The 23490-nt window shown below is 27.2% G+C and carries 26 protein-coding genes and 1 pseudogene; 24 read left to right on the forward strand and 3 right to left on the reverse strand.

Annotation, left to right across the window (positions count from 1 at the left end; genetic code table 11):
• Nucleotides 1-235: 235 nt before the first annotated feature.
• The 4 genes and pseudogenes from AAT22_RS09555 to AAT22_RS09570 form a co-directional block, all read left to right on the forward strand.
• A pseudogene (locus tag AAT22_RS09555) lies at nucleotides 236-469 on the forward strand (GyrI-like domain-containing protein); the annotation flags it as partial.
• Nucleotides 470-661: 192 nt separating this feature from the next.
• Nucleotides 662-1042 carry an Rrf2 family transcriptional regulator gene (locus AAT22_RS09560; protein WP_047001037.1) on the forward strand — a complete coding sequence of 127 codons (381 nt, stop codon included), beginning with the start codon at nucleotides 662-664 and terminating at the stop codon, nucleotides 1040-1042.
• Between the two features lie 101 nt (nucleotides 1043-1143).
• Complete coding sequence (locus tag AAT22_RS09565) at nucleotides 1144-1767, forward strand: class I SAM-dependent methyltransferase (RefSeq protein WP_016206120.1); 624 nt, start codon at nucleotides 1144-1146, stop codon at nucleotides 1765-1767.
• Between the two features lie 44 nt (nucleotides 1768-1811).
• Nucleotides 1812-2069 carry a TfoX/Sxy family protein gene (locus AAT22_RS09570; protein ID WP_016206119.1) on the forward strand — a complete coding sequence of 86 codons (258 nt, stop codon included), beginning with the start codon at nucleotides 1812-1814 and terminating at the stop codon, nucleotides 2067-2069.
• Between the two features lie 192 nt (nucleotides 2070-2261).
• Here the strand turns inward: AAT22_RS09570 and AAT22_RS09575 are convergent, their stop codons facing one another.
• Nucleotides 2262-2843: a manganese efflux pump MntP family protein gene (locus tag AAT22_RS09575; protein ID WP_047001038.1), complete on the reverse strand. Its 582-nt coding sequence runs from the start codon at nucleotides 2841-2843 to the stop codon at nucleotides 2262-2264.
• 357 nt (nucleotides 2844-3200) lie between these two features.
• Here AAT22_RS09575 and AAT22_RS09580 point away from each other — a divergent pair, with 357 nt between their 5' ends.
• The 11 genes from AAT22_RS09580 (at nucleotide 3201) to AAT22_RS09630 (ending at nucleotide 11143) form a co-directional block, all read left to right on the forward strand.
• Entirely contained in the window at nucleotides 3201-4103 is a 903-nt protein-coding gene (locus AAT22_RS09580) for an AEC family transporter (protein ID WP_016206117.1), read from the forward strand.
• Nucleotides 4104-4231: 128 nt separating this feature from the next.
• Entirely contained in the window at nucleotides 4232-4405 is a 174-nt protein-coding gene (locus AAT22_RS09585) for a (2Fe-2S)-binding protein (protein WP_016206116.1), read from the forward strand.
• A gap of 232 nt (nucleotides 4406-4637) precedes the next feature.
• Complete coding sequence (locus AAT22_RS09590) at nucleotides 4638-5303, forward strand: ATP-binding protein (protein ID WP_047001039.1); 666 nt, start codon at nucleotides 4638-4640, stop codon at nucleotides 5301-5303.
• 14 nt (nucleotides 5304-5317) lie between these two features.
• Nucleotides 5318-5527, forward strand: a complete 210-nt coding sequence (locus AAT22_RS09595) for a 4Fe-4S dicluster domain-containing protein (protein WP_016206114.1) — start codon at nucleotides 5318-5320, stop codon at nucleotides 5525-5527.
• Between the two features lie 9 nt (nucleotides 5528-5536).
• Nucleotides 5537-6622 carry a 3-methyl-2-oxobutanoate dehydrogenase subunit VorB gene (vorB, locus tag AAT22_RS09600; protein WP_016206113.1) on the forward strand — a complete coding sequence of 362 codons (1086 nt, stop codon included), beginning with the start codon at nucleotides 5537-5539 and terminating at the stop codon, nucleotides 6620-6622.
• Nucleotides 6606-7355: a thiamine pyrophosphate-dependent enzyme gene (locus AAT22_RS09605; protein WP_016206112.1), complete on the forward strand. Its 750-nt coding sequence runs from the start codon at nucleotides 6606-6608 to the stop codon at nucleotides 7353-7355. Before vorB ends, AAT22_RS09605 begins: the two co-directional genes overlap by 17 nt.
• Nucleotides 7356-7901: a 2-oxoacid:acceptor oxidoreductase family protein gene (locus AAT22_RS09610; protein WP_047001040.1), complete on the forward strand. Its 546-nt coding sequence runs from the start codon at nucleotides 7356-7358 to the stop codon at nucleotides 7899-7901.
• Between the two features lie 149 nt (nucleotides 7902-8050).
• Complete coding sequence (locus AAT22_RS09615) at nucleotides 8051-8245, forward strand: hypothetical protein (protein WP_047001041.1); 195 nt, start codon at nucleotides 8051-8053, stop codon at nucleotides 8243-8245.
• A gap of 345 nt (nucleotides 8246-8590) precedes the next feature.
• Nucleotides 8591-8989, forward strand: a complete 399-nt coding sequence (locus AAT22_RS09620; protein WP_047001042.1) for a zinc-ribbon domain-containing protein — start codon at nucleotides 8591-8593, stop codon at nucleotides 8987-8989.
• Between the two features lie 96 nt (nucleotides 8990-9085).
• The gene (locus AAT22_RS09625) at nucleotides 9086-9769 is read left to right on the forward strand and encodes a response regulator transcription factor (RefSeq protein ID WP_047001043.1); all 684 of its coding nucleotides are present in this window, start codon (nucleotides 9086-9088) and stop codon (nucleotides 9767-9769) included.
• On the forward strand, nucleotides 9770-11143 hold the full coding sequence (locus AAT22_RS09630) for a HAMP domain-containing sensor histidine kinase (protein ID WP_016206107.1): 1374 nt from the start codon (nucleotides 9770-9772) through the stop codon (nucleotides 11141-11143).
• A 118-nt stretch (nucleotides 11144-11261) separates the two neighbouring features.
• On the opposite strand, the gene AAT22_RS09635 is transcribed toward AAT22_RS09630, so the two are convergent.
• A complete protein-coding gene (locus AAT22_RS09635; protein ID WP_016206106.1) occupies nucleotides 11262-13025 on the reverse strand; it encodes a sulfite exporter TauE/SafE family protein in 1764 nt (587 codons plus the stop codon).
• Between the two features lie 169 nt (nucleotides 13026-13194).
• On the opposite strand from AAT22_RS09635, the gene AAT22_RS09640 reads away from it, so the two are divergent.
• Entirely contained in the window at nucleotides 13195-13812 is a 618-nt protein-coding gene (locus AAT22_RS09640) for a superoxide dismutase (protein WP_016206105.1), read from the forward strand.
• A gap of 163 nt (nucleotides 13813-13975) precedes the next feature.
• Here AAT22_RS09640 and AAT22_RS09645 read toward each other — a convergent pair whose 3' ends face one another.
• Nucleotides 13976-14788: an alpha/beta hydrolase gene (locus tag AAT22_RS09645; RefSeq protein WP_016206104.1), complete on the reverse strand. Its 813-nt coding sequence runs from the start codon at nucleotides 14786-14788 to the stop codon at nucleotides 13976-13978.
• A 179-nt stretch (nucleotides 14789-14967) separates the two neighbouring features.
• Here AAT22_RS09645 and AAT22_RS09650 point away from each other — a divergent pair, with 179 nt between their 5' ends.
• The 8 genes from AAT22_RS09650 (at nucleotide 14968) to AAT22_RS09685 (ending at nucleotide 23467) form a co-directional block, all read left to right on the forward strand.
• The gene (locus AAT22_RS09650) at nucleotides 14968-15780 is read left to right on the forward strand and encodes an arginine deiminase family protein (protein WP_047001044.1); all 813 of its coding nucleotides are present in this window, start codon (nucleotides 14968-14970) and stop codon (nucleotides 15778-15780) included.
• Between the two features lie 73 nt (nucleotides 15781-15853).
• Entirely contained in the window at nucleotides 15854-16774 is a 921-nt protein-coding gene (locus AAT22_RS09655; protein WP_016206103.1) for a DUF2935 domain-containing protein, read from the forward strand.
• Nucleotides 16775-17035: 261 nt separating this feature from the next.
• Nucleotides 17036-17959: an NTP transferase domain-containing protein gene (locus tag AAT22_RS09660; protein WP_016206102.1), complete on the forward strand. Its 924-nt coding sequence runs from the start codon at nucleotides 17036-17038 to the stop codon at nucleotides 17957-17959.
• A 181-nt stretch (nucleotides 17960-18140) separates the two neighbouring features.
• Nucleotides 18141-20255 carry a xanthine dehydrogenase family protein molybdopterin-binding subunit gene (locus AAT22_RS09665; protein ID WP_047001045.1) on the forward strand — a complete coding sequence of 705 codons (2115 nt, stop codon included), beginning with the start codon at nucleotides 18141-18143 and terminating at the stop codon, nucleotides 20253-20255.
• On the forward strand, nucleotides 20255-20722 hold the full coding sequence (locus tag AAT22_RS09670) for a (2Fe-2S)-binding protein (protein WP_016206100.1): 468 nt from the start codon (nucleotides 20255-20257) through the stop codon (nucleotides 20720-20722). The genes AAT22_RS09665 and AAT22_RS09670 overlap by 1 nt, the downstream gene beginning before the upstream one ends.
• Nucleotides 20716-21534, forward strand: coding sequence for an FAD binding domain-containing protein (locus AAT22_RS09675; protein ID WP_047001046.1), 819 nt, complete (start codon nucleotides 20716-20718; stop codon nucleotides 21532-21534). Before AAT22_RS09670 ends, AAT22_RS09675 begins: the two co-directional genes overlap by 7 nt.
• A gap of 256 nt (nucleotides 21535-21790) precedes the next feature.
• Nucleotides 21791-22501 (forward strand): LytTR family DNA-binding domain-containing protein, encoded by a 711-nt coding sequence (locus tag AAT22_RS09680; RefSeq protein WP_047001047.1) that lies wholly within the window; start codon nucleotides 21791-21793, stop codon nucleotides 22499-22501.
• A gap of 270 nt (nucleotides 22502-22771) precedes the next feature.
• Nucleotides 22772-23467, forward strand: a complete 696-nt coding sequence (locus AAT22_RS09685; RefSeq protein ID WP_047001048.1) for a hypothetical protein — start codon at nucleotides 22772-22774, stop codon at nucleotides 23465-23467.
• Nucleotides 23468-23490: the final 23 nt, after the last annotated feature.

Below are 23490 nucleotides of genomic sequence, written 5' to 3' on the forward strand. Positions count from 1 at the left end.
TTTAACTGGAATTTAAGATCTGAATATTATCAATGATGCTTTGTATATCTAAAGCTCAAATTTATTAAGAATACTGAATAGATTAACTACTTTCAGCAAATTAGGAACAGTTTTCATTTATTCTTGATGTTATACTATAACTACCACGTGGGGAAATGTGAGTGAAAGTTTGGATTATAATGATGCGATAGAAATATGTATTGAATTCATTGAGGAAAATATTAAAAATGAATTAACTTATGCTGTATTTACAACGCCTCCTATTAATACAAGTACTGAGGCTGGAAATAATGATTTTGCAAATGTTATTAAAAAAACTTGGAAATATATATTTGAAGAGTGGTTTAAAGACAGCGGATATGTATTTGATGAAACAAAATTAGATTTCGAATATTATGATGAGAGGTGTCATCCAGTTATAGATACTGTAATGGATATCTATGTACCAATATTAAAAAGAGAAATATAGAGTTTTATATAAAGCTCTAAAAAATAATTAAAAATATTAATAGATAAATGAAAAAAAGTAGACTTAAGCAATTGTATAATTATTAAGTCTATTTTTATAGTTAAGAATATTATTTATATTGACACTAAATATGATTAAGTATATTATAGATAAATACAGTCTATAATATAATATTAGTTAAGGAGAAATGATGTGAAATATACTAAAGCTACAAATTATGCACTACATATAGTTGCATATATAATTAAAAATGATGATGGAAAAAATATAAGCTTATATCCTTTAGCGAATTACTTTAATATATCTCCAAGCTATTTATCTAAAATTTTAACCAAGTTAGTAAAAGCTGATATAATCCAATCAACTCCAGGTGTAAATGGAGGATATATATTATATAAAAATAAAGAAGATATTTCACTTTTAGATGTTATTGAGGCAATAGAAGGAAATAGCAGCATATTCACTTGTGAAATGCAGGAAAAAAGTGAATGTAAAATTCAAAATGCTATATTAGAGGCAGAGGGTGTAATGAAAATATACCTTAAAAACAAAAAAATATTTGAAATAATTTAAAATATATAAAATATTTTCATATTCATATTATAGACAATTCGAATCTATAATATGGTTAATTAAATAATAAAGCAAAAAATATATTTAAAGGAGAATAAAATATGACTGAGTTTTGGGAAAAAAGTTTTATAGAAAAGCAAACGATGTGGGGATTTGAACCATCAGAATCAGCTATTAGGGTAAAAGATTTTTTTGTTGAAAATAATATAAAAGATATATTAATACCAGGCATTGGTTACGGAAGAAATGCAAAGGTGTTTATTGATAATAATATAAATGTTACAGGAATCGAGATTTCAAAAACAGCTATTGATTTGGCAAGACAATATGGTATTAATATTAATATTTATAATGGTTCAGTTGCAGATATGCCTTTTGAAAATAAGCTTTATGAAGGGATATTTAGCTATGCACTTATTCATTTATTAAATGAAAGTGAGAGAAAAAAGTTTATTAGTGATTGTTACAAACAATTAAAACAAAATGGATATATGATATTTACGGCTATCTCCCAAAAGGCGCCTATGTTTGGAAAAGGTAGAAAAATTAATGAAAATTATTATGAAACAATGTCAGGAGTAAAAATCTTTTTTTATGATTCTGAGTCAATAAAAAAGGAGTTTCAAGAATATGGACTTGTAGAATTTTATGAGATTGAAGAAAGAGATAGTGATAATAAAGATAAACCGCCAATGAAGTTTTTATTAATAAAATGTAAAAAGTAAATAGTTTAAATAAGAGTGAAATAGGAATTTAGCGAGGTGATATAATGGGTAAATTATCAAAGTTACCAAACATAGGTAATGAAATTGAGCGACAATTGAATCAAGTTGGTGTAACTACATATGACGAATTGAAACACTTAGGAGCTGAAAATGCATGGCTTAGAATACAGGGAATTGATGAATCTGCATGTATGAACAGATTGCTAGCATTAGAGGGTGCATTGCAAGGATTTAAAAAGACATTACTGACAGATGAGCGCAAGTTAGAATTAAAGAAATTTTATAATTTGCATAGAAAATAATTGCAGATAAATTTATGGTTGAATTAAGTATTTAAAGCCAATCTACTTTAGGTAAGCTTAAGAAGATGGGCTTTAATACTAAGTTCAGTTATGGATAAATTCAACTTCATTAAGCATTTAATGCTTCTCATAAGTTAAATTTATGTTTTTAGAGGTAAAACCTCTTTGCTTTTCATTTTTTTATTTCTAACCTTACATTAAGTGTTCAATTAGTATTTTAATTCCTATGCCTATTAAAATGACTCCACCAATCATTTCTGCATAATTTTGAACATACTGTCCAAGTTTTTTGCCAAGAAAAACTGCTAAAAAGCTTAATACAAAAGTAGTTATTCCTATTATTGTTATAGAGGGAACAATACTAACACTTAAAAATGCAAAGCTTACCCCAACTGCTAAAGCATCAATACTAGTTGCAATAGCTAAAACAGTTAGTTTCTTATAAGAAAATTCATCTCTTTCACATTCTGTAGCTAGCTCTGTATCTTTATCAGCTTTTAGTTCTTTAATAGATTCTATTAACATTTTTCCACCTATAATTCCAAGTAGTATAAAAGCTATCCAATGATCAAAAGATTTTATATAGATTTCAAAATACCTGCCAAACCACCAGCATAGTAAAGGCATAAAGGCTTGGAAGCCGCCAAAGAATGCTGCAACTCTAAAAGAGCATTTAAATTCATCTTCTTTTAAACAAATCCCCTTAGCTAATGAAACAGCAAAGGCATCCATAGATAAGCCTATTCCTGTCATAAAAATTGAAAAAAACCCCATTGTATGTACTCCTTTATTATAGAATTTATTGCAAAATCCTAAATAATATTTAGGATTTTATTGCCTCTTTATGGATTATAAACGAATAAAAAAAGACTTATACGCAGCAAAGCTACGCATAAGTCTCGTTATTTAATACTAAGCCAGAACAACGTTCAATATGTTGACTTAGTAACTCTTACACAATTAGAGTTAACTACTCCCCTATACAGAAAAATCAATATCATTATAATACCAAAAAAGTGTAAGTTTATCAATATATTTAGTGAGATAGTTAATAAAAAAAAATTCCTATATAACTTCATTCAATAAATCGTATATAATGTAAATAAAAAGATTTATTTATAGGAGAAAAGTATGACAGTTTTAAATAAAATAATCTCTTTATTCTTAATAATATTAATAGGGGCATATGGAACAAGAAAAAGCATAATAAATGAAGAAGTTAATAAAGGACTAAGAAAAATATTATTAGAAATAACACTACCACTATTGGTAATAAATTCCTTTAGTTTTGAATTTAGTGGGGGGATGGGACGAAATGTTTTAATATCATTTATTTATAGTATAGCCTTTATGATAGTTGGAGCCATTATATCTTATATTTTCTTATTTCCATTTAAAGGTGAGAAGAAAAAGATTCTTCATTTTGCAAATGTATTCTCAAACTGTGGCTTTATAGGTTTCCCAATAATCAATAGTATATTTGGAGCTGAAGGGGTAGTTTATACCTCAATATTTAATATGGTGTTTACAATAGCTTTATGGACATATGGAGTTATGATTTTTTCAGATAAAATGTCAAAGGATAATATAAAAAAGGTTTTATTGAATCCAGCAATAATAGCAGTATATCTAGGCATTCCTATGATGTTATTTAATATAAAGTTGCCAGCATTTTTACTAGATACAACTAAAATTGTTGGAGATATGACTGCACCAATTTCAATGATAATAGTGGGAAGTATATTATCCAAGGTAAAAATAAAAGATGTATTTAAGGAGTTTTCAATATACTATGGATCATTAATAAAGCTTATAATAATTCCTTTAGGTTTATTAATTATTAAAAAAGTTCTAAATGATAATAGTACTATAATAAATACTATAATAATCGTACAAGCCATGCCAGCAGCAGCTATGACCTCAATATTTGCGGCTGACTTTAATAAAGAAGAGGAATATTCAGCAATAGTTGTATTTATCACAACCTTGTTATCCATAATTACTATACCTATAATAGCTAAGATAATAAATTAAATAATAATAATTTTTAAATAATATATTTTATTTATTAGAAAATTATTATATAATGAGACCGAGCTATAATAAAAAGTTTTATTTTAGAAATAATATATAGAAATGATTATAGAAATTGAGGTGTAGAAATGGATTTAGTTTGTTTATGCAAAGGAATAGAAAAAGACATAATAATAAAGTCAGTAAAAGATGGTGCAGATACATTTGAAAAGGTTCAGCTAGATACTGAAGCAGGAACAGGATATTGTAGAGCTAGTAGATGTAAATGTAAGATAGAAGAATTAATTAGAGAAAACAAATAGTTTTGTTAAGGAGTTTTAGAGTTATTCTAAGGCTCTTTTATTATATTGCAAAGAATTACCATAAATGTAATTAATATAATATATAATTTGATAAATTTTTAAAGATTTAATTAGATATAGATAGTTTCCTAGAGATACTAATAAAACGTACAACAGGATCACACTTTTTATTGATAGTAAAATAAAATATAAAGTATACTTATAGTAAGAATGTTTAATGAGGAGTGTTAGTGTGAGTAGGATTAAGATATTTACTGGACACTTTGGTAGTGGTAAGACAGAAATTGCAATTAATTACGCTATAAAGATGGCTAAGGAAGGTAAAAAGGTAGCATTAGTTGATATGGATGTAATAAATCCTTATTTTTGTGTAAGAGATATTAAAGCAACTTTAGAGAATGATTATAAAATAAGAGTTATAAGCACAAAAAAAGATTTAGTTAATGCAGAGCTAATGGTACTATCAGGAGAAATATTATCTGTATTTAATGATAAATCATATGAAGTTATATTAGATATTGGTGGAGATAATGTAGGTGCAAGGGTTCTAGGTGTATATAACAAGTACTTTGAAGAAGAAGATTATTCAATGTATTTTGTTTTAAATAATTCAAGACCAGAAACCTTAAATTGTAGTATGGCAAGTAAATATCTAAAATCTATAGAAGTAGCTAGTAGATTAAAAGTTACTAATATTATATCAAATACTCACATGATGAAGGAAACAGAATGTAAGCATATATTGAAAGGAGATATAGAATCTTTGGAGTTATCTAAGTTTTTAAGCATTCCTTACAAATACACTGTGTGTACTAGAGAGTTTGAAGAGGTAATAGAGGATAAAGTTAATGGAGAAGTATTACCTATAGAATTATATATGGACATACCTTGGGAATAATAAGGAGGAATTAAATGGCTAAGGTTATATTTAAAGAGGAAAGATGCAAAGGATGTGGGCATTGCATAAATATATGCCCTAAAAAAATTATAAGCTTTAAAGAAATTTTTAATAGTAAGGGATATCATCCAGCGGGAATAGAGGAAGATCTCATGACACAATGTATAGCTTGTGCATCTTGTGGAAAAATTTGTCCTGATTGTGTAATAACAATTGAAAGGTAGGGGATAACTATGGGGGAAAAGTTTTTAATGAAGGGAAATGAAGCTATAGCAGAAGCAGCTATTAGGGCTGGATGTAAATGTTTTTTTGGTTATCCTATAACTCCTCAAACTGAATTAATAGCATATATGGCAAAGAATATGGGAAAAGTCAATGGCGTTTTTTTGCAAGCTGAAAGTGAAATTGCAGCTATTAATATGGTTTATGGATGTGGGGGAACTGGAGTTAGATGCATGACTTCATCATCTAGTCCAGGAATAAGTTTAATGTCAGAAGGAATTTCATATTTAGCAGCAGCAGAGATTCCTTGCGTATTGGTAGATATAGTTAGATGTGGACCAGGGCTTGGAGGGATACAGCCAGCTCAATCAGATTATTTATTTGTAAATAAGGGATTAGGCCATGGAGATTTTAATATATTAGTTTATGCACCAGCATCAATTCAAGAAATGACCGAATTAATACATGATGCATTTGATTTAAGTGATTTATACAGAACACCAGTAATGATAATGGCCGATGGAATGATTGGACAAATGATGGAAGCTGTGGAATTTAAAGATAAAGAAAAAAGAGAATTACCAGAAAAAACTTGGGCTGCTAATGGACTTGGAAATAGAAAAAAACATAATATAATTAATTCTTTAGAACTAAATCCAGAAAAACTAGAAGAATTAAATTTGAAACTTCAAGATAAATATAAAGTAATAAAAGAAAAAGAAAGTAAATATGAGTTGTATAATTGTGAAAATTCATGTGATTTAATATTAGTTTCTTATGGGATAACCTCAAGAATATGTAAGAGTGTTATAAACCTTGCAAAAAATGATGGAATAAATTTAGGATTAATAAGGCCTATAACAACATGGCCATTTCCTTATGAAGCATTTACTAAGACATTAGGAAAAAGTAAATTTGGATATTTATCTGTAGAGATGAATTGTGGACAAATGGTTGAAGATGTGAAATTAGCTGTTAATGGAAATGAAGAGGTTAGATTTTATGGTAGGACAGGTGGAATGATACCAAAAGTAGATGAAATATATGAAAATATAAAATCTATTATTGGAGGTATAGAAAATGAGTATAGTTTATAGTCCAACAAAGGCACTTTTAGATGTACCTACACATTATTGTCCAGGATGCACACATGGAATAATCCATAAGTTAGTAGGAGAAGTAATAGAAGAATTAGGAATATTACACAAAACTATAGGAGTTGCATCTGTTGGATGCTCTGTTCTTGCATATGATTATTTTGCTTGTGATATGTTTCAATCAGCACATGGAAGGGCTCCAGCAGTAGCTACAGGTATAAAAAGAGCTAATCCAGATAAAGTAGTGTTTACTTATCAAGGAGATGGAGACTTAATAGCCATAGGAACTGGAGAGGTTGTTCATGCAGCAGCAAGAGGAGAAAATATTGTAACTATTTTTGTAAACAATTGCATATACGGTATGACAGGTGGGCAAATGGCACCTACAAGTTTAGCTGGACAAGTTACTGAAACATCTCCCTACGGAAGAGATGTTAATACTCAAGGTTATCCAATAAGAGTAGCAGAAATGATATCTACTTTAGAGGGGGCATGCTATGTTGAAAGAGTAAGTGTAGATAATATAGCAAATTTAACAAAAGCCAAAAAAGCAATTAAAAAAGCTTTCGATAATTCAATCCAAGGACTAGGATATTCTTTTATAGAGGTACTATCTACATGTCCAACTAACTGGGGATTAGCACCAGTTGAAGCTTTGAAGTGGCTTAGAGAAAATATGATTCCCTATTATCCATTAGGAGTTAAGAAGGAGTTAAAAGGGGGGCATAGATAAATGATAAAAAAGGAAGTAATTTTTGCAGGCTTTGGAGGGCAAGGAATATTAACTATTGGTAAACTACTAGCTTATGCTGCTATGGATAAGGGATTGAATGTTTCTTGGTTACCATCCTATGGACCAGAAATGAGAGGTGGTACAGCAAATTGTTCAGTAATAATATCTAGCGAAGAAGTTGGATCACCAGTAATATCAGAAGCAGATGCGCTTATTGCAATGAATAAACCATCATTAGATAAATTTATAAATTCAATAAAAAGAGATGGGATATTAGTAATAGATTCAGACATGATTAAAGAGAAAATCAATTTAGAGAAAATACAAGTATATAAAATTGATGCTGAGACAAAGGCAGAAGGTTTTGGGGATAAAAGGAATGCTAACATGATACTACTTGGTTTTTTAGTTGAGAAGCTTAAAATTATAACAATTGAAGAATTACTAGCCTCTGTTAAGATTCATGGAAAAAAAGAGCATTATAATTTAAATAAAGAAGCAATAGAGTTAGGTGCTAAGGAAGCTAAGAAATATAATACAAATTAAAGTATAAGGGCTGTCTGTGTGACAGCCTCCTTTAAATAAAAAAAATATTAAGATTTCATTAAATATGCTAAAGTTAGAATAATTTGTAACGAAAATGTCAATAAATCATTTTATAATAGTAGTAAGATAAATAATAAGGAGGTGAGAATATGATAAAAGTAGATGTAAATAAGCATTGTAGCTTAAATAAAGCTGTAAGAAGTTTATTTTATAAAAAACAAAACATAAATAATTCAATTTATTATAGTGAAGAAGAAAAAAGATTACTAACGAAAGAAATAGAAAGAGATATATACAATACATGGGAAAAAATTAGATATTCATTAAATATGAGTAAAGGATAATATATTATTACTGTTTTTATTTGAAAATAAATTTATAGAGAGGAGTATACCTTGATAATAATTAGCATTATAGTATTTTTTACTATAGTTTAAAATTTATTTAATATAAAAATTTGTAAAAGTAATAATATGAGAGGTAATATGAATATAAATGAATATTATTTTTAGGTAAGAAGTTAGAGTTATAATAAATTCTGGCTTCTTATTTATTTTAAAAATGATAGAATAAAGATATAGTTTAATTAAAAAGTTAATATAAAATCAATAAATATAAGTGTTTATAGAATGAATATTAACTTAATTATATTTTATAAGTGACGAATAGAGTAAATAAGGAGAGTATATATGTTTTTTATAGGTATATTTGGGATAGAAAATAAAGAAAAGGAAATAAAAATTATAAATAATTTGACTTGTAAAGGTTGTAATAGATTAACTATGGCAAGAGTTATAAAGAGTTATGAATTTTTTCACTTCTTTTTTATACCAATATTTAAATGGAATGAAAAATATTATATTCAATGTGAAAGCTGTAGAAAAGTATTTTCTATTTCAAAAGAAAAGGGAAAAGCTATTGAAAAAAATGAAAATATAGAGATAACTTATTGGGATTTACAAGAAATCAATAATTCTTATAGTAATGGATATTACAAATATAATGTAAATAATGTTTGTAAAAACTGTGGTAAAGTAGTTGATTCAGAATATAAATATTGTCCGTACTGTGGTCATGAGGTGAAATAAATATTTTTAAAATAGTTATATAATATCTTCATAATCTCTTTAAAAAACTTTGTTAAAGTTAAGGTGAATCATAAAAATTAGAAAGGAAAGTTTTATATGAGTAACATTTTAATAGTTGAAGATGAAGAAAGTGTAGCTAATGTAATAAAGGCATATTTAGAGAAAGAAAACTACAATGTTTATATATGTAATTCTGGGTTAGAATCTTTAGAGTTTTTTAAGAAAATAAACTTTGATTTAGTTATATTGGATTTAATGCTTCCAGATATAGATGGAGAAGAAGTATGTAAAATAATAAGAGAAATATCTAATGTATATATTTTTATGCTTACTTCTAAAGCAAGTTTAAATGATAGAATCAATGGGCTTAATTTAGGTGCAGATGAATATTTAGTAAAACCATTTAGCCCTAGAGAATTAACAGCAAGAGTAAATGCATTATTTAGAAGAATAAATTCAAATTCTGATGTAAAAGACTTATTTAATGATGGAATACTACGAATAGATTATGAAAAAAGAATAGTAAAATTAAATGAGAAAGAAATATCACTTACTCCAAGTGAATTTGATATATTATATACTTTAATTATTAATAAGGGTAAGGTATTAAGTAGGGAACAACTTATAGAAAGAGTATTTGGTATGGACTTTGATGGCTATGATAGAACTATAGATGTACATATTAAGAATATCAGAAAAAAGATAGAAGAAGATACTAGAAGTCCTAAATACATAATAACAGTGACAAAGGTTGGATATAAGTTTGGCGGTGAAATATAAATGCAAAGCATAAGAAAACGGCTAAGTATTTTGTTTGCTATATCATCACTTATAGCAATTTTATTAACAATATTATTTGTAAATATAACTATTAATAATAAATTTAACAAGTATATGCTTGATATTCAAAATAAAAGAAATGAAAGAATAGTTTCTTATTTTGAAGAAGTTTACAAAAGAGATAATATGTGGAAGGAAGACTCTGGAATAGAGCTTATGCATGAAGCATATATGGGAAATTACTGTTTAACATTAAGAGATACAAATGGTAATGTAATATGGGGAATGGATCCATCTAATATAATAGATAGTAGTCATTTAAGTAATATGAATGTAGAAAATAAAGGAGTTTATGTTAATAAAAAGTTTGATGTAATAGTTGATGGAAGTACAGTTGGATATGTTGAACTAGGACAATATTCATCTATTTTATTAACAGAAGAAGATATAGAATTCAAGTCATCAATAAATAGAAGTATAATTTTAAGTGGAATAGGAACTTTAGGAATAGTAATACTTATAAGTTTATATCTTTCTAATGAATTATCAATACCAATAAGGAAGATTGCAAAAACTTCAAAAAGGCTTTCCAATGGTAACTTTAATGCAAAATCTTATTATGAAAGTGATATTGAAGAAATTGAAGAACTAAGAGACAATATAAATATATTAGGAGAAAAGTTAAGATATCAGGATATGTTAAGAAAAAGATTAGTTTCAGATATATCTCATGAAATCAGAACTCCATTAAATGTATTACAAAATAACTTAGAAGCAATGATAGATGGAATATTTCCAGTAAATAATCAAAGATTAGTTTCTTTAAATGAGGAAGTAATTAGATTTGGAAAGTTATTAAATAACCTAGATACACTAAAAGAATTTGAAGATGAAAGTATATGTATAGATTTTGAAAATATTATTTTAGACGAATTTATTATGGAGATAGTACATGAATTTTCATTGGAAGCTAAAAGTAAAAATATAAACTTTGAATGTACAATAGATAAAGAAGAATCTTATTTGATTTATGGTGATAGAGATAAATTAAAACAAGTATTTATAAATCTTATATCTAACTCTATAAAATTTACAAATAGCAATGGATATATAAATTTATATTTATATAAAAATAATGAAAGTACAATAGTTGAAATTAAAGATAATGGAATAGGAATAAAACAAGAAGATTTACCATTTATATTTGAAAGACTTTATAGAGGTGATAAAAGTAGACAAAGTATAGAAGGAAATGGTATAGGATTAACAATAGTGAAAAAAATATTAAATCTTCATTATGCATCTATTGATGTGGAAAGTGAAGAAGGAGTAGGAACAAGCTTTAAAATAAACTTTAATAATACAAAAGCATAAAATGTAAGGGATCTTAGATAAATTTAATTTATCTAAGATCCCTTAATGAGTTTTAGTCTAAAATTGTGAAGTAACTTTTCACTTTTTCACTATTTTGCTTCGCAAAATATAACTTTACTTAAAAATTAATATATTTATTTATAATAGTATCTAAATCACTATTTTGGACATCTTCAACGAATTCAATTATGCCTAGGATTTCATCATTTTTAGTAATAGAGTAACCACCAGATTTAATAGAATTTAATTCTATTTCAAATATTGATTTTTTCCCTGTAAATGATGATAAAACACTTCCATCTTCTAAATTTGAAATTGTATATTCTCCTTGAAAATCAGTATAATTATTAAGATCAATAGTTAAAAGGAATTTTAAATTATTTTGAGCAACTAGTATTAAAGGATTTAAACTACTACCTTCTCCCTTAATTATTGCTGTTTGAAATTCATTAGTTACTTTAGAAGTAGTAATTAAGTTTTCAGGATAAGTAGCAGAATTATTTAATGGTACAGCACAACAGCTAGGTCCATTACTTGCACTAGGTAATGAAGGGTCATATTTGGAAGTATCAGTTGAATCTAAATCATCAACTACCTTTATAACACCTCTTATCATTCCCATCCAGCAGCTGAAGTTTATGTCCTTATCAGTAGGAGTAAATTCAATTATGTTTTCTCCACTTTTAAGTTTTTGTTGAATATTTAATGAATTTACTACTATTGAATTATTACAGTAATTAAGACTTTCTCCATTAATTACCCATTTAACAGGAACTCCCTTTTGAACATAAAAAACATTAGGGCTATAACCATTATTGTTAGCAGTCATATTAATAATTTGAACACCATCTTCTAAGATCGCTTTAGAAGAATCAGTACTAGAATTCGAATTAAATGAACTTGCCATAACGTAACTTAAAGGATTTATATTTATTCCAGAAAGTGATAAACCTCTATTACTCATTATTAAACCTAAAACAATAATAAGAACTCCACTAAATTTAAGAAGCTTTTTAGTATATCCTTTACTTAAGAATCCGGATATTGCTCCAAATGTAAGCATTAATGGAACAGTACCTAATGCAAATATAAACATGGATAATGCTCCCTTTAAAGCACTTCCAGTTCCAAGGGCAAATAATTGCATAGTTTGAAGCGGTCCACAAGGCATAAACCCATTTAAAAAACCGACTAAAAAAGGTGAATTAAACTTTCTTTTATATTTAGATAAAAAGTTAGGTATTTTTATGCTAAATTTTCTAAATAACTTAAATCCAGATATGTTTAAACCCATTATAACCATAAATAATCCTGCAAAGATTTGGATAAAGGCTTTGGCAGTAATAGAAAGAGAAAATACAGAGCCAATACCGCCAATTAGACCACCTAAAATGGAATAAGACAGTACTCTACCTAAGTTATATAGCAGAGAGGGAGTTATGGATTCTAATTTACTTTTGCTTTCTTTAGCAAAGGACAAGCTTTGAGAAATCATTATTCCACCGCACATACCAACACAGTGAATAGATGTAAAAATTCCTACAACAAAAAGGAATGCGTATGAAGCATTATTAAGTTTAGACTCCATATCAAAACCACTAGTTCTTAAACCAAGAGTAAAAATAACAAATATTATTATAAGTATCCCTATAAAGCCTAAATTACTAGAAGATTCTGTGGAATATCCTATTTTTCTAATAAGTTTTTTAATGTCTTCAATATTACAAAGTTTACTATCATAATCAATTTCAAGAGTTTCTTTGGTGTAATCAGCTTTAGCATTTTTAACACCATTTATCTTTTTTATAGAGTTTTCAATTCTTTTTTCGCATGAAGTACAAGTCATATCATATACTTTAATTTTTTCTCTCTTAATACTCATAAAAGTCCTCCTAAATATTCATTAAAAAAAGTATATGAAATAAATGTGTTATTTTTATGAAGATAAAACACAACATATTAAAAATAATGATTATATACATAATCATTAGAGAATTAGGGGAAATTAATATTGATTTGTATTAAGAGATTAAAATAAAGGAGAGATAAATATGTATAATAAAATTAAATTACCATATGCCTTCGATGCATTAGAACCATATATAGATGAAGAAACAGTAAGGACACACTATGAAAAACATCTTAACACGTATGAAACAAATTTAAATAAGGCATTGGAAGGATATGAAGAATATACAAAAGGAAAGACACTAGATCAATTAATTAAGGATATAGAAGATCTACCAGAAGAAATAAGACCAGCAGTTGTAAACAATGGTGGAGGTGTGTCAAATCATAATTTATATTTTTCAATTCTTTCACCAAATCCTAAAAAAGAACCAACAGGAAAATTGCTTGATGAAATAAATAAGACTTTTGGAAGCTTGGAAAACTTAAAAGAAGAATTGACTAATGCATCTATAACACAATTCGGATCAGGATATGGATTTTTAGTTAAAGATAAAGATGGGAAATTATCAATAGTAAAAAGAGTTAATCAAAATTCACCAGTAATGGATAATCTTATTCCTATATTAACAATAGATGTATGGGAGCATGCATATTATCTAAAGTACAAAAATCTAAGAGCAGATTATGTGAAGAATATATGGAATGTAATAGATTGGGAAAAAGTTCAAGGTCTTTATGAAGATTGCCACAACATTTAAGTAAAAAACTGTCGCAGAGCAACCCAAAATATAAATGAAAAATTAATGAAAAAACTCCCGTAGGAGTTTTTAAAATTAAATTATTTTTAGTAATTTAGAACAAAATTACATTAATAATTAGTTGCTATTAATTTTTGATTTAGTTGTCCTTGCGGCAGTATTTCTATTCTTCTATAAATTTTAGAATTTCATTGTTCACTATTTCTTTTTCTTCAATAAACCCTGCATGTCCGCTGTTTTGTAATGGAATAAGTTTAGACTCTATAATATTTTTATTTATATATTCAGCAAATTCGTATGGACAAACAGTATCATGTACTCCATGAAGTATTAATGTAGGAACTTTAATTTTAGGAATGTCATTAAATAAAGTTTCAGTCTTAAGTGTATTCAAGCATTGAGAAGTAGCCCAAGATGAAGCAGTTAGTGATATATTATTAAACCAATTTAGCATAGGTGGAGAAGTATATTGGAAGAAGAATAAGCCTGAAATATCATTTAGAAGCTTAGGCCTATCATTAATAGACTGATTTATAAAGCCGTCCACCTGCTCTTTAGTATATCCATAAGGCCAATCTTGCATTTGAACCCAACTAGGAGCAGCTGGACTAATTAAGCAAAGTTTTGATACTTTATAATTGTTATATTTAGATAAGTATCTTATACATAGAGCTCCACCCATGGAATGTCCAACTAAAGTTACTTTATCTAGTTTAAGAACATCAATTACTTTTTTTATATCAGCAGCCATAGAATCATAGTCATAACCAGAATAAGGTCTATCAGATTCACCAAATCCTCTCAGGTCAACAGCAACACATCTAAATCCTTTATCGGGGAAAAAATTCAACTGATATTCATAGATATTGTGATTTAATGGCCATCCATGAATAAATAGTATGGTTTTTTCAGCATCAGGGTTTAGATCCTCCAATAATATTCTAGAATCATCACTTATTTTAACAAAGTATTTCATAAAACTCTCCTATATAAATTTTATCTATAGCAATATATTCAAGTGGTAATAAACCTGTTAACAGATAGTAATAATTGTGGATAAAAGAAAACTTAAATTAATGAATATTATTAAAGATGTAGAGAAAATATAAAATGAGAAAATAATAAATTTTATAAATATAAAGGGGAAATTAGTTGATGAAAATATATAATGTAAGCCAATATGGGACTTTAAAATCATGCATAATTTGCTATCCAGTAAATTTTAAAATAAATAATAAAAGCAGTGAGTATTATAACAAAATAAATTATGATTTACTTTATAGCCAATATAATAAATTTATAAATACATTAAGCAAAAATAATATAAGCTTATATTTTATTGATATTAATAAAAATGCGACTCAACAAGTGTTTACCCAAGATATTGGATTTGTAATAAATGATGTATTATTTATAAGTAATATGAAAGAAAATGACAGGAAAATTGAAACGGATTCTTTTAAATCTTTTGTGAAAGAAAATAACATTAAGCATTATGAAATGAGTAATATTATGGAAGGTGGGGATATAATTAAATATGATAATGTTATTTTCGTAGGAATAAGTGACAGAACAACAATAGAAGCTGCAAATGAACTTCAAGAAGTATTGATAAATATGAATTTCAAATATAAAGTAATTCCTATATACTTTGATACGAGTAAAATACATTTAGATTGTGTATTTAATATTTTAGATAAGGGAAGTGCAGTTATATCACCTTATATTTATGATAAAAAGGTAATAGAAAAATATATAAAAAACTTATACGAAATATCAAAGAAAGATGCAGATGAATTAGGAACTAATTATATATATTTAGGTAATAAAAAGATATTAAGCAGTAATAGAAATGTTACTGAATATTTAAAAAAAGAAGGATATGAAGTAGAATTTATAGATTATGGTGAAATAATAAAAGCAAAAGGAAGTTTAGGATGCTCATGTATGTTTACCTTGAGAGAGTAATATAAAGTATTATTTATATTAACAAAAACATATTTCATGAATATAATATAATAAAATTTTATGGAGTGATTATATGTTAAGTCGTGAAAAATATGTTGATTTATCTCTAGAACTACATTTATTTTACACAAAGATTATGAGGGATCATGCTATTTTTTTAGAAGCAGGATTTCCACAAAAGAATACTAAACTTTCAAAAGAAGCAGATGAATATAAAGTACAATTTGAAAAATATCTGATAGATATAATTAAATTAAGCAAAGGGATAGTTAAAGAAGATATATTAGAATCCAAAGAACTTTATACTGAATATACATTAAATGCTGAAAATAAAACACAATATTATACAGGTATAGAAATAAACCCAAAAATAACTGATATGCAGTCAAAGATAAAATCTAAAAATAATGAAATAAATGAAAGAACAATAAATAACATAAGAAAATTTAATAGTAGAGTTATAAAATTACTAGATGATTTTATAGATTTTAAAAGCAGGATTTTAGATGAGATACTAAGTTGTATGCTTTTCTCCTCAAACTATCCTACATTTGTTGAACATTTAATACATGAAGCAAAATTATATCGTTCATATATATATTCAATTGAGAATAATGAAGACATTAAGGAAAAAAATATAAAAGAAACTCAGTTATTTTGGAATCATATTATGATGGAGCATGCATTATTTATTAGAGGATTACTTGATCCATCAGAAGGCAATTTAATAAACTCATCAAATAATTTTGTAAAGATATATAATGATTTAATTGAAGAAGCAAAGCATATGAATGAATCTAGTATATTAGATTTAACAGAAAATACTTTGAAGGAGACAAAGAAATTAAGAGATTTCAAGGAAGCTGGTGTTGAAGGAATAGAAGAATGTAAGATAAAATCAATAATATTACCGCTTTTAGCTGACCATGTATTAAGAGAAGCTAATCATTATATACGATTATTAAAAAAATACGAAAATAAACGTCTAAAATAATAAAAACATATTTAAAATAAAAATAAACAGTGTATATAAAAATACCTAAAAACGAAGAATTATATAAATCTCTTGAAAATTACTGTGGTGATATATAAAATTAGTATATAGAAGCTGTAATATTTTTCAAAACAAAATTAATGATGAGAAAATGAAAGAATGAAGAAATTATTATATCAGTCTTAGAAACTACACAGTAGTTTCATCCTAAACTGTGAACTGTGAATTACGAATTGTTAATTGAATAATAGGGGTATAGGTATGAGGAAAGAAATAAAGAAAACTACAGGTGGAGTAATAGTTGCAGCAAAGAGAATATCAGAAAAGCCATTATTAAAGATAGGCTCTATTACTGTAATAAAGAGGGTCGTGTTAACATTTCAACAAGTTGGAATCTCACCAATTGTAGTAGTTACAGGACATGAATCAGAAAAGATCGAGCATGACTTAGCTGATTATGGAGTTATATTTTTAAAAAATGAAAATTATGAAGGCTCAGAAATGCTTGATTCTGTAAAAATAGGTTTAAGTTTTTTACAAGATAAGTGTGAACAGGTAATTTTTAGCCCAGGTAATATTCCTATGTTTACTCCAAAAACTATTCAAAAAATGATAGAATTAGAAGAAAAACTGGTTTCACCATCATATAACGGAAAATCTGGACATCCTTTATTAATAGCATGTGATTTAATACCTAAAATTTTAAAATATAATGGTGATATGGGGCTGAGAGGTGCTATTAATAATATTGGAGTTGAAAGATATTGGATGAATGTAGAAGATGAAGGAATATTTCGCAATACAGATGATATTGAAAAACTAGATGAACTTTTAAAAGAACATAATCAAAATATATTACATCCTTTTGTTAGAATAAGTATTGAAAATGAAACACTATTTTTTAATTCAAGGACAAAGTTACTTTTATTATTAATTCAAGAAAAACATTCTGTAAGAAGTGCATGTAATCATATTGCATTATCATATGGTAAGGCGTGGAATATGATAAACAAATTAGAAGAAGAGCTAGGTTATTCAGTTGTTCAAAGGCAGCATGGTGGGAAAAACGGTGGAAAAACTTTATTAACAAAAGAAGGAATTGAATTTTTAGAAAAATATCAAAAATTTGAAGATAATGTTCGCAAATATGCACAAAGTGAATTTAATAAATGTTTTAAATTTTAAATTATATAAAGCAAGTTCTTTTTAGAAAGAATTTGATGATTTACAACCTCTGTTTTATAATTAAGATAGTAAATAATTACTAAATTATTATAATGCTGGAGGTTTTATCTTTACCTTGAATACTAATAGTATTATATTGGGTAATCACTAAATAAAAAATTAAAATATATGGGAGGGTATTATGGGAAATATAAGTGAATCTATAAAGAAAAAAGATCATGATGCTAAAGTAAGTGGGCGTGCGATGTATGTTGATGATCATAAAATGGAAGATATGCTATATGGAAGGATACTTAGATCGTCAAAAGCCAAAGCTCGTATAATTAATATCATTAAACCAGATTTACCAGAAGGGTATTTCATTGTAGATAAAAATGATGTAACTGGTAAAAATAAAGTTCATATTGTGCTTGATGATACTCCAGTTTTTGCAGAAGACACAGTAGAGTATATTGGCGATCCAATTTTAATGGTTGTAGGGGAAAATTTAAAAGAAGTTGAAAGAATACTAAATGAAATTATTGTTGTATATGAAGAATTAGAGCCTATTTTAGATATGCAAAAATCTGATACTATATTCTTTAATTATAATTATGAAAAGGGTGATATTCAAAAGGCGTTAAAAGAAGCTGATAACGTTTTTATAGAAACTTTTCAAACGGGTCATCAAGAACAAGCTTACCTTGAAACCCAAGGGATGATTGCTTACCCTAATAATGGACGTATGGTTGTTAGAGGTTCAATGCAATGTCCATATTATATTTATAGAGCAATTGCTATGGCCTTGGGGTATGAGGAAAAAGATATACAAGTAATTCAAGATGTTACTGGTGGAGGCTTTGGAGGCAAAGAGGGTTACCCATCAATACTTGCCTGTCAAACAGCAGTAGCAGCCAAAAAGGTTAATAAACCAGTAAAAGTTGTATTTGATAGAAGAGAAGATATGGAATTTACTTCTAAGAGACATCCATCTTTATCTACTTATAAAGTTGCAGTTAAAGATGGAAAAGTTACAGGAATGGATATCGATGTTATGTATAATAGTGGCGCATATACTACACTTACTCCTGTAGTGTTACAAAGAGGATTAATATGCTCAAGTGGTGTATATAATATAGAAAATTTATGTGTTGCTGGACGAGCTGTGAAAACCAATACTATTCCTAATGGTGCATTCCGTGGATTTGGAGCTCCTCAAACATTTTTTGCTGTAGAAATGATGATGGATCATGTTGCAAAGAAATTGGAAAAGGATCCACTTGAATTCAAAGCACAACATATTGTTAAGCAAGGTGATGCAACTTCAACTAGTGGCAAATATCATTTCCATGTGCCTTTGCCAGAAATGATTGATAGAATAGATACTATTACTGATTATCGTAATAAAACTAAGTTATATAAAAATCAAACAGGAAGATATCGTAAGGGAATTGGAATGTCTCTATTTTTCCATGGATGCGGTTTCACTGGAAGTGGAGAGAGAGATTTAATTAAAGCTGTTGCTAAGTTAAGAAAAAATTCAGATGATACTGTAGAAATATTAACTGCTAATACAGATATGGGACAAGGAATTAAAACAACTTTTAGCAAGATAGTTGCAAAGACTCTTGGAATTCCTAATGAAAGAGTAATCGTAGAAAACCCTGATACCGATCAAGTTCCAGATTCAGGTCCAACAGCAGCAAGCCGTTCTTTGATGGTAGTTGGAGAATTACTTAGACGTGCTGCGGAAAGACTTAAGAAAGAATGGAAATCTGGAGAGCAACAATTAATAGAAGAGCATTATGTTCATCCTGATTTCTTAATACCATTTAGTATTGAAAAATTCAGAGGTGATGCTTACCCAGATTATGCTTGGGGAGTAAACGTTGTAGAAGTAGAGGTTGATACACTTACTGCTACTCAAAAAGTACTTGGAGCTTGGGGAGTATATGATGTTGGAGTGCCTATTGATATGAATATAATACAAGGACAAATGCAAGGCGGATTTTTACAAGGAATTGGTTATGCATCTATGGAAAATATATCATACAATTCAGAAGGTAGAATACGTAATAATAGCTTCAGTGATTATATAATACCAACAGCAGTAGACGTTCCAAATCTTATAACAGAAGTCATGAATAATCCATATATTGAAGGTCCATTTGGAGCAAAAGGTGCTGGTGAGCTTCCAACTGTTGGTCCAGCAGCAGCATATATACAAGCGCTTGAAAATGCTATTAATACAGATGTTAATAAGATTCCATTTACAGCAGAAGATACTATGAAAGTTTTACAGGAGGTGCTTAAATAATGATAAAATTTATTCTTAATGGAAAAGAAGTGACTTCAAATGCAAAAGGTAATGAACGCTTACTTGATGTACTTAGAAATGATTTAAGTATTACAGGGGTAAAATGTGGATGTAAAGAAGGAGAATGTGGAGCTTGCTCAGTTATTCTTGATGGAAGATTAGCTAATAGTTGTATGGTAGCTATGGGAAGTATAGATGGAAGTACAGTAACAACTATTGAGGGGTATAGTGAAACAGAGAGATATAAAGTTTTAGATAAGGCATATGCATCAGTTAGTGCAGTACAATGTGGATTTTGTATTCCAGGTATGATACTTGCATCAGAATGTATATTAGCTAAGAATCCAAATCCAACAGAAGAGGAAATTCGTGATGGAATATCAGGAAATCTCTGTAGGTGTACTGGTTATAATGCTATAGTTAATGCTATTGGTATTGCAGCTAAGGAGGGAAAAGGATTATGGTAAACGGATATAATGTAAGCTCCTTAAAAGATGCTTTAGATATACTTGCAAGAGAAGAAGTTACTCCATATAGTGGTGGTACAGATTTAATGATTGAATCAAAAGAAGATGCAACATATTTATTTCTTAATAAAATACCTGAACTAAAAAAAATTGTAGAAGATGATGAATATATCTATATTGGAGCGGCTTGTACTTTTACAGATATAATTGAAAGTAATCTAACGCCTAAAATTTTGAAAGAAGCAGTTTCACAAATTGCGGCACCAGCAATAAGAAATTTTGGAACTGTTGGAGGAAATATATGTAATGGTTCACCAAAGGGCGATAGTGCATTAATATTTGTTGCTACAGACTCAAAGTTAAAGCTTGCAAGTAATAAAGGAGAGCGAATAATCCCTATTAATGAATTTTTCTTAGGAAGAAAGAAAACAGCCCTTCAATCTGATGAGATATTAGTTGAAATTATTATGAAAAAGACAGGAATTGATAACTATTACTTTACAAAAGTAGGTCCAAGAAATGCACTAGCAATTTCTAGGGTATCTTTTGCAGGGGTTCTTGACATTACTAATAATAAAATAAATAATTGTAGCACAGCTTTTGGTGCAGTTAGTGATGTTATTATAAGAAGAGCAGATATTGATGAAATGCTTATAGGTAAAACTATTGAAGAAGCAAAAAATATAAAGGAAGAATACTTATCAGCTTATGATAAGGCTATTGTTCCTATTAGAGGGAGAGTTTCAGCAGACTATAGAAAAACAGTGTGCATGAATTTACTTAAAGACTTTCTTAAAAGCAATGGAATTTAGAAAACTTATTAATATATAAATTTAATTATGTATTTAAATAAATAATATATGTTAAATTCAAAATCAAAAAAAGCTAAAATATCCTTGATAAGATGAATTTTAAACCTATTCATCTTAGAGAGGATATTTTGCTTCAAAGATGAATAAAAACCTCAGCTATATCTATATATTTACAAATGAGGAAAATATAATATATAATATATATAGTATACAAAAATATAAAATATTTATAAATATACAGTTTAAAGGAGGCCTTATGAATATATTACTAGTTGAGGATGACTTAATTCAGAGTACTTATTTTAAAAAGATTGTAGAAATGAAGTACATTGATGTGCGGGTATATGAAGCAGAATCTGCCAAAGAATCAATGAGAATTATAGAAAAAGTAGATATAGATATATTTTTTCTAGACATTAAATTGAAAGGAATTTCAGGATTAGAATTAGCAGAAAATATTAGAAAAATTGTAAAATATGAATTATCCCCAATAGTGTTTATAAGTGGGCAAATTGGATATATAATAGATGCCTTAAAAAAAGTTAATTGTCATGACTTTATAACAAAACCATATCATATAGATGATGTAGCCAAAATAATTGATAAATTTTTAAGACATAAGAATAAAGTAACTAATGAAAATTATACTAATTTTAAGACTAGAGATGGAATAGAAATAAATATTAATAAGAAAGAAATAATATTTATAGAATATTATTTAAAAAAATGTATTATGCATACTAGAGTTGGAAAATACAATATAAAATCAAATGGATTAGAAAAACTAATCACTGAAATAAACTATAAAAATATTATAAGAACGCATAAGTCATTTGCAGTAAACTTAGACTATTTAAAGGAAATAAGAAAAGTAAAACCAAAATTATGGGAGATAAGTTTTAAAAATTATAATGAAAAAGCTGACTTAAGTTATAATTATAAAGATAATATTGAGGGAATAAAATAATAATTAGTAAAATAAAAAAATAGAAAAATAGAAAAAATTAGATTTAAAAGGAAGAAGTTATTTAAATAATTCCTTTTAATCTTTATTTTTTGCATTTAAATATAAAGCTCACATATAAATATAATTATTTAGTATAATATTATAAATTAGAATTTACTTAATTAGAAGTTATATATAATAAAATAAATGAACATAGTGAATAAATTATTTAGTTTTTTATAATTTAAAATTATTCTAAAACAAATATATGTAGAAAGAGGGTTTAGAAAAATGAAGAAAAATAAAAAAGGAATAATTTATATAGCTATAATAGCTATAGTTATTTGTATAGCTGTAGTTATTAGATTTAATTACAATAAAGAAGGAAGATTTAATAGCAAAAAAATAGTAGCAAAAATGCTAACAAGTAGCATTGAATATGGGCCACTAGAATTTCAAGATTATATATATTTTCCATCAAAATTTAAGTTTTCAGATGAGTTAAATAGTAACCCTGTGGGGACGGTAGAGCCTAAGAATATGAATTTCATTATTTATCTTTTTATGAACCATAAAATAGTTACTGATAAAACAGATTCTAGCAATACACATATAAGAACTTTAGGAGATGATTCGAGGTTTTATTCAAAATCAGAATTTTTAGAAAATGCTAATTTAGCTAATGAAGCTTTTGAAAAATACTCTAGATTTGCTTTGTGTGGAGTCAATGCTAAAGAAATGGAAGATATACAAATTGACAAAGATATTTTAATAAAGTTAGAAGAAAGATATGGAGAAATTAAATATAATAAAGAAGATTTTGATAAGGCAAATAAAATTTATTATATTTATGCAAATTACTTAAATACCCAAGATTCGGAATTTATAGGATGTATAATGGATTACCAAGGAAATTTATATTATGGTAATTTGAGCAATAAAATAGATAAAAGTTTAGCTGCTCTAATTAATAAGTTAATATATTAAGATAAAAAATAAGACTTAAAAGG

The organism is Clostridium sp. C8 (assembly GCF_001010885.1).
Lineage (GTDB): Bacteria > Bacillota > Clostridia > Clostridiales > Clostridiaceae > Clostridium > Clostridium sartagoforme.